Source organism: Limosilactobacillus avium (assembly GCF_947381485.1).
In the GTDB taxonomy this organism is placed as follows: domain Bacteria; phylum Bacillota; class Bacilli; order Lactobacillales; family Lactobacillaceae; genus Limosilactobacillus; species Limosilactobacillus avium.
Map to the genome: position 1 here is coordinate 1 of NZ_CANCWN010000049.1, position 8,182 is coordinate 8,182.

Annotated in this window: 5 protein-coding genes; all 5 read right to left on the bottom strand. The window is 34.2% G+C overall.

The window, feature by feature from the left end:
* Nucleotides 1-868: 868 nt before the first annotated feature.
* The 5 genes from QOS01_RS09865 to QOS01_RS09885 all read right to left on the bottom strand — a co-directional run bounded on the left by QOS01_RS09865 (nt 869) and on the right by QOS01_RS09885 (nt 7,898).
* On the bottom strand, nt 869-2,101 hold the full coding sequence (locus QOS01_RS09865) for a tyrosine-type recombinase/integrase (protein ID WP_085720292.1): 1,233 nt from the start codon (nt 2,099-2,101) through the stop codon (nt 869-871).
* A gap of 76 nt (nt 2,102-2,177) precedes the next feature.
* Nucleotides 2,178-2,375, bottom strand: coding sequence for an excisionase (locus tag QOS01_RS09870; protein WP_085720294.1), 198 nt, complete (start codon nt 2,373-2,375; stop codon nt 2,178-2,180).
* A 19-nt stretch (nt 2,376-2,394) separates the two neighbouring features.
* Nucleotides 2,395-3,129 (bottom strand): hypothetical protein, encoded by a 735-nt coding sequence (locus QOS01_RS09875; protein WP_085720296.1) that lies wholly within the window; start codon nt 3,127-3,129, stop codon nt 2,395-2,397.
* Nucleotides 3,130-3,207: 78 nt separating this feature from the next.
* On the bottom strand, nt 3,208-6,537 hold the full coding sequence (locus QOS01_RS09880; protein ID WP_283622203.1) for a hypothetical protein: 3,330 nt from the start codon (nt 6,535-6,537) through the stop codon (nt 3,208-3,210).
* Between the two features lie 971 nt (nt 6,538-7,508).
* Nucleotides 7,509-7,898, bottom strand: a complete 390-nt coding sequence (locus QOS01_RS09885) for a hypothetical protein (protein WP_085719410.1) — start codon at nt 7,896-7,898, stop codon at nt 7,509-7,511.
* Nucleotides 7,899-8,182 lie beyond the last annotated feature (284 nt).

The window sequence follows — 8,182 nt, forward strand, 5'->3', positions numbered from 1 at the left end:
CCTACACATTTGATTCGTCGAAACTTTGTTCAGTTTTCAAAGGTCTACCAGTTAGCTAACTAAGCAGTTAACTAACGCTTAATATTTTATCAAATCTGCTTATTAAAGTCAACAACTAATTTTAATTAATTAAGTCAGCTCGTTAACAAGCATCCTTTATAATATATCATGTTGCCGAGAAACTGTCAACAATAAATTTGATTTCCAATTTGAAGCAATCAATTGTTAACGTCTCAAACAACGTTATTAACTATACCGAGATATCAACTAATTGTCAACAAATAATTAGAAATAAATTCAACTATTTTTAAACAACGAACTTCCATTATAAAACATTTATTTTTGTTCATATTTAATCTCAAAAGAAGGACTAAGGAGTATGTTTCTTTCAGAATGTCCGGTTTCATTTTCTATCTAACCCTCTCCTCGTTACCTTAGTGCTTTCGGATATGTTGACGAATGTGTCTCTCCGTTACCCCAACATATTACTAATATTGATTTTTGCTAATAGCCGGTAGACTGTCCACCGGTTAAGGAATAATACTATGAACTAGTACCGCAGTTCATGTAATACCCTTTTATAACCTAAAAAAGATTCGTACCTAAGTAAACTAGGTGCGAATCTTTTACGCTAAAGTGGTATTCACTTTATCCTACAAGGCCAATCGTCAAGCCTTGATGATTTTACTTCTTCTTACCGTTTTGCTTTTCCTTTTCCGGACGCATGGTTGGGAAAAGAAATTTTATCGTTTATAAGTCTTCATATCTTGTCACTACTTTATTACTAGCATTCTTGTCTTTCATATCCCGTCACAACTCTTCATAAGTCTTAAAAAAATGGTGTATTTTTGGTGTATTAAAGGTGTATTCAATCATTTTCAGCAATAAAATCGTCAAAGTGAGCAAACTGTTGCTTTTTTAGTTCTTTCGTCACGTCCGCATAAATATTAAGTGTGGTTTGAATATCAGAGTGTCCTAATGCTTCTTGGATAACTTTAACATTCATTCCTGATTCTATTAGCCTTGTTGTAAATGTATGTCTTAATGTATGGCAACTAAAATCAGGCAATAAAGTTTCTTCATTAATAGTAGGACTTCTATTTAAAGCGTCAAAGTTTGCATCTCTAATAATTCTTTTAAGTGCCTTATTTAGCGTTCCCTGATGTTGTACGTGACCAAATCGATTAACAAAAATGAAGTTTTGAAATCCATCAATATTATCAACAGACTTGAGATTATTACTTTCTAGATATTGTTTTTGATTGATTAAGGCCTCTCTAACCGTTTTTATCATAGGCACAGACCTATATCCAGCCTTAGTTTTTGGCGTATTAATACCAAATCCTGTGTGACTAGCTTTTGATCGATCATAGAATACTAATGTATGGGTGACATTAATCATATTATTCTTTAAGTCGACATCTTGCCAGCGTAAGCCAGTTAGTTCACCCACTCTTAATCCGCTACCTATCATAACAGCAAAAGTAGGATACCAATGCTTATATTTTGGATCGTTTTTGATGAAATCTAAAAAGAGTTTCTGCTGAGCTATTGTTAAAGCTTTGCGTTTAGTACCGTGCAATCCTCTAACTTTCTTCAGTTCTTTTAAACCTCCATCACTAACATTTTTTCTCAGTATATCATCTTCAACGCCCAATTGTAGAACTTGATGAACAACTAAATGTATTGTACCTACCGTATTAATTTGGAGGCCGTTATCATCTACTAAATTGTTATAAAATCGTCTAATATCGGTTCTATGCAGCGAGCGTACTTTATATAATCCTATACTTTTTTGGACAAAATGTTCGTACATGTATCGATAATTGTTAAAGGTATTAGGTTTCAAGCCTTTCTTCACATTAATCCAAATGTTGTATAGGTCATTTAAGGTTAAGTTTAGATTATTAGTTCGAATTCCATCATCAATATCATGGACTATTTTCTTTTCTTTAGTTCTAAGCGTTCTTAAAGTTTGGGCATAAATATAATGGCGCTTTCCATCTCCTGTTTCCCACCGATATTGATAACCACCTGTTTTCCTTTCACTTTCTCCCGTTTTTAGCACCCTATTTTTGCTATCCTTACGGCGTTTTATCATGGTAAAGTCTCCTTTAGTTAGATAAAAGGCTAGCATACCAATATTTTAGCATGCTAGCCTTTATTTTAAGAGCTAATTAAACTGAGTAGATTTCGCTTAAATACTTATCAAAGAGGACACGTTTAATCAATCGCTTATTGCCAACCCACAACACGAAATTACAGTCTTCGCTCTCAGTCATTTCTCTTAGCTTGCTCAAGCCAATGTTTGAATAAGCAGCAGCTTCATTAATCGTCAAATTGGCCTTATGCCAAATTGGTACTTCCTTTTTCATCACTATAATTTACCCCTTATTAGTCTTCATTAAGTGATTCCCTAAACTCAGCTATCGTTTCCTTGTAGCTGTCAACAAATTGTTTACAGCCTTCATACTTTTCATAAATCGGAAGAAGTGATTCTGCTTCATCAAGCTCATCCAAATCGGGAGAGCTTGAACCAAGCAAATCGTCAATTCGCGCCTCAATTGTAATATCGTCTTCAATATAGTGGAGGACATTCTTTGTCGATAAATCAACATTTCCACTTTCGTCAAACTCTAAATCCCCAACTTCCACTTCATGTGCCATATCATCTAGGGATGTAGTTACAACCGCATAAAGCTTATAACTAGGTGATCCAATATAATCTTTGATGCTGTAACAATACCCAACAAGGTCTTCAAGTGGCTTCCCTTTAAAATATTCTGCTTCTTTTTCAGAAATCGTAGAAAGTGGTTCACCTGCATCAAGATCGAATTCACCATTTTCATCCAATTTGAAATCTTCTTTTTTTAATCCTAATTCATCCATATAGCATACTACTGCCATGTCATAGTACCCCCAATCATCCTTGGCACTGGTTAAATTGATGCGGTCCAAGATATTAATAATATCCCAAATATCGTCATATGCACTTTTGCCAGAATAAAGGGAATATTCTTTTTCGACATTTTCAGGATCCAAGATATGAGCCCTAGCTGAACCCTCTTTTTCATAAAGGTGAAAACCACACAATTCACTTTCGAGTTCTAGATTATTAGTATTATCCATAATTTTATTTCCTCCTATATTTTATGTTCCTAATTTTAATCCGGTCTGTTTTCATAAATTTTTTACAACAGCAAAGCTTTAACTAATTTCATATTTGCGAAGTTTCTGATACCAATTTTCCTTTAACTCAACTAAAGGGTTGATGAACTTACCTTTAGAGCGTTTAAGGCTTTGCTTAAAACTAGAGAAAGAACTGTAACGGCTTAAAAACATATCATTATAGATAGCCTTCATATTATATTTTTCTTCATGCTTAGCTAAGTATCTTAGCAATACTTTCCATCGATAATTGCTCTGGTAGTTGTGAACTAAATCTAGATAGTTATTACCCTTTAAGATTACATCTTCTTTAACCCAAGCAATTTTATAACCATTACGGGTGCGAACTAAATAATTATCTAATTTCAGAAAAGCATAGGCGTATTTTGAATCAAATAGTGGGAATAGTTGAGCGTAAGCCTTCATATTTTCTTTAAATGTTTCTGCTTCTTCAACTGTATTAAAGGGTTCTGTATTATAATAACCAGTTCCATTTCCGTTATCGTGAAAGTCTACTGGATTGCTTGTAAAATCAAAAGATAATGCCTGATATGTTGGCTGTTCCCATTCCGACAATAAATGTTTATTATCCACTCGATGTTTCATATCGTTGAGACTTGAAAGTCGGTGTTGATCTACTTTAATATTAGTGATGTTGTTGATTAAGTCATGGTAAATACTGTGTGGCGACACATTTCGTACACCTGCAAGAGCTTGAATCCTGCCGTCCAATGTAAAATTAAATCGCGTCCTTAAATTAACTAAGGTAGTGTTCTTTGAATACTCTTCCTTATCGCCAGTTAATTTTGACTTGAATTCAAAGAATTGCCCATCGAAATACTTATCATTGACTGTTACCCATTGCTTAGGTGCAGTTTTTTTAATTACTTTAACAATTTTCTCTTTATCAAGAGGCTGATTGCCTGCCCAAATAAATCCATCTGTTGTCACCGACGGAATAAGATTATTTGGGTAAATACGATCAAGTAAGTTCATTAAAAAGTTAACCTGATAACGAGCGATAGCAGTGTATTGCATTGCGATGAGTGGGTTAGTTGATTTGGATAAAGGTACATAGTAACTATTGTCCCTTCCAAAAACTTTTGACGTTTTTGCATTTAGCCCTTGTGCTGTCTTACCATAGGCACCGTTTCCTAGTAGTTTAAAAAGTTCTTGTTCTGCTGACTTATTGCCATACTTTTTCTTTGCTAAATTACGATGTTGAAGCGTCCAGTCTTGAGCCTTACCAGATGGACAAATGTTTACAAATTCACCGGTGAGTTTCTTCTGCTCTGGCACAATTAATCGATGAATATAAATCTCAGCATTATAATTTTCAACCAGATCAATTAGCGTTATAAGTGGTAAGATTGCCCGCTTATGCTCCATAACGTAACGCGGCGTGGCATTCTTTATTGCAGCTTTTACTCCCACAGGCGATCGTCTAATATTATTTGGAAGTTTATAATCTACATCTGCTACTCCCACAGTAAATACGCCATTTGGCATTTTGGTTAGTAAGCGATTGAAATGCCTACTATTACTGTTCGTTACTTCCATTAATGGTGGGACATCCAGCCTTAAATCAGGAATTAAATGTCCAGCATTAACATAGCTTGATTTTAGATCGATATCATATACATATGGCATCTCAATAATCCCCGGGTTATAACATAAGTTCTGACCACCAGTATATGCTTTCAAGGCCATGGAAAATGCTTGATTATAAGCATCATCCGCCTGCAACGTAGTCATATCATGAATACCTTTTTCGTGTTTTGGAGCATAACTACTTGTTTCAGTAAAAAAGTATCCATTATGTGTGCCAAAGAAATTAACTTTTTTGGCCATCCAATATGATGAGTCAACATCTAACAACTCATACTTATTGCCTTTCTTATTGAAATAATTCTTATATACAGATTTTCCCCACAAATAATCCACTAACTCTTCACATGTCAATAATTCATTAGATTTTTTTCGCGCAAACTGATAAGCAAGCGAGTTGAATTTTAATGCTACATCATTGCTAATTTTCGCCACAGGCTTATAATGCCGAATCTTCTTTTCTTTATTGAGTAAATCTTCAATTTTCAATTTTGGATTTAACTCATAGAGCTTTTCAAAATTAATCCGTTGCAATAAATCATCTGTATTCAATAACTCAATTGGCTGACCTTTTTCATTTAGTGCAGTAACAATTGAGTCACGCGATAGATATGATTCTAGTTTTCTGATTAGCGTTGGATGTTTTTGCCTTACACTTTTCCTTTTGGTATTACTAATTTCTGATACAAGTTCTTCCCACTCTTCTTCATTAGATGGGAGTTGATTGTAATATTTAGGCCGTAAATATTGTTCTAATTCATCGCCAAAAATCTTTCGTGATAAATTATCTACTTGTTTTCGGCTGTAGGGCTGTTCTAAATAGTGTGCCGTTAACTGGTCAGACAACCCAGTCAGAGTTGCAGGAATATACATTTGTTTTAACAATCCAGCATCGTACGCTTCTTGCTCCATGCGTAACACGAAGCCAAGATACTTCAAAGTAATTTCAGCGTCATTCATGGCATACTTTTTGTAGTCATTGGGGCGCGATTGCAATAGTTCGCGCATATGCGTCTTGTAATAACCAGATGGTTTTCCGTCTTCCTCATCCCAAACTGTCGTATCAATCTTAGGCTGGTTGACCATTTCACCAAGTTTCTTTAATCCACCCTGTGGTCCCAATGTCATCATGTCACGGTATTGCAACGTGACAGGTACCTTACGATGTCGATCTGGTCTTACAATCTCGGTGACAAACTGGCGAGTAAAGAAAGCATGTTGATATAGTGTGATTACATTTGCCTCGTTTTTCCTATTAACATTGTCCAAATATTTATACCAATCAACATAAGCCGAGACATCTACGCCACCAAAATACCCAGCAACCAAAATCGGAGGGATGCGAGTTGAAAAAAGATTCTTTTTAATAGTCTTAGTTGGCTCAGCAAGCTTTTTAACATAACCTTTAATTTCCATATCAGAATATTTTTGCTTATAACAGACATCATTAAGGTATTGTTTGACTACGCTTAATAAATCCCAGAAGCTAAATGGCCTATCATTCTCATTTCGATATAAAATATAACCAATTGTCGGATAGCCTGGGTATTTCAGCACATATTGATGAGAAATAATATTTTTCTGTTCACGGGTACCCACTTCTTCCGTCGTTGTAATAGGTGATTCCCATTCACTATCATCCGCAACAAATAGGTAATCAAGAATCGAATCTTTAAGTCCATCAAAGACTTCTAAATTAGGATCTTGTTGTTCTTCATTGTGATATAGCACTTTATCGCAATCACAACTAATGTATTTCATAATACAAAAGCCTTCCTTTCTTTTCTGTTCAAACGAACCTAAAAGCCCAGGAAGGTCTTATTAATTGCAAAAGAAGAGCAAAAATAATATACTTAAATTAGTAATAGCTTTAAGGTATTTAGCTATTACTATCGAGCTTATTAAGTTCGGTTTGAAGTAGGTTGAAAACTATCCGCTCACCAAAGTGTTAGTTTTCAACTTTTTTATTTTTAAATTAAAACAATATAAGCGCCAGGCTGAACTCTACTTGAAGAGATCTACCAGACGCTTATTATAATACTATATATTTATCCGATTGTAAATACCTTTTAATTATATAATAATAATTAAAGTTGGTCAATAGTTTTTTTGAAATAATTATATATTTAAATCCACCCTACTTTAGCTTATACATAAGGTCTTTAAATACTGTAACCACCTTATGTATAATAACCTTTAGGACTAAGAATAAAGCTTTGCAACCTTTGTTTTTCGGTCCAAGTGAATCTTTGGATGACGCGTTACCCCTCACCTAATCCAGAACCACGGAGGTGACCAGTCATGCCAAGAGCTAGGAAAGACTGGAGGGTCAGACACGGTCCAAGTGGCTGTGACTATCTGGATACTATCCAAAGCAGCTGTACAGTTTGCCAAGGCTTTTCAGATAATAAAAAAAGCTAACCGTAAAGGCTAGCTACCCAAAATGTTTTCCAGAACATTCACGATTGAGAGCAACGAGCCGCAATCTCGTTGCTCTCTTTTCATTTATTTATTATACCCAAACTCAAAATAACTATCAAGAAATACATCAATAGTCATATATAATACAAAGTTTAAAGAGAATAATTGAAATCAAAGGCAAACAATCGTGTTCAGCATGCATGGTTACTTGCTTTTTTAGTTATGATAAATTTACACTTTCTATCCTTAAAAGTAATCACATTTGATTATGTATAATTCTAGCAAATGCAAATCACACTATTTATCGATCTCTAATCATCTGGTATTTCGTAACTACTTTCATTGGTATTCTTCTTTCCAGAAATCTTTACATAATGAATAAGCCAATCCAATAATTCTTCATAAAATAGGCTTTCTTCATTATTATCAAGACCATTTACTAGATCTAACGTGTTTTCCAAAGAATCTAAAACTGGCTCTAGTGTCAATTCTTCAAAATTACCTTGTGCTTTTTCTTTTAAACTTAATTTCAAAATTTTATTCAACAAAGTTCGAGGCATTTCTTGTCTCATACGAATTGAATTAAGTATGTATTCTGATTCACTTTCATTAGCGTCTTTTGCAATCTTTTGTAATTGTTCCTTTTGCTCTTTAGTAACTCTAGCCCGTATATACTTCTCTTTTGTTGATTTCTCTATCATATTTTTTAACCCTTACCCTTATTGGTAAAAGTATAACAGATTACAATACATTTTGTGACTACAATTCAAAAATGCCATTAAAAAATGTAGTCACACTTAATAATACTAATACAGCAACATTTTCACCATGTGACTACAATTGTCTTTTAGTGTAGTCACATGATGAAATAAAATGTGACTACATTTTTATTTGTACGTTTTTTGACACCTGAAATGTCAAATTAAGTTAGAAAGAAACTAACTGTGCGTCTGTGATATTCTCCATGAATACCTCAATGGGTGTG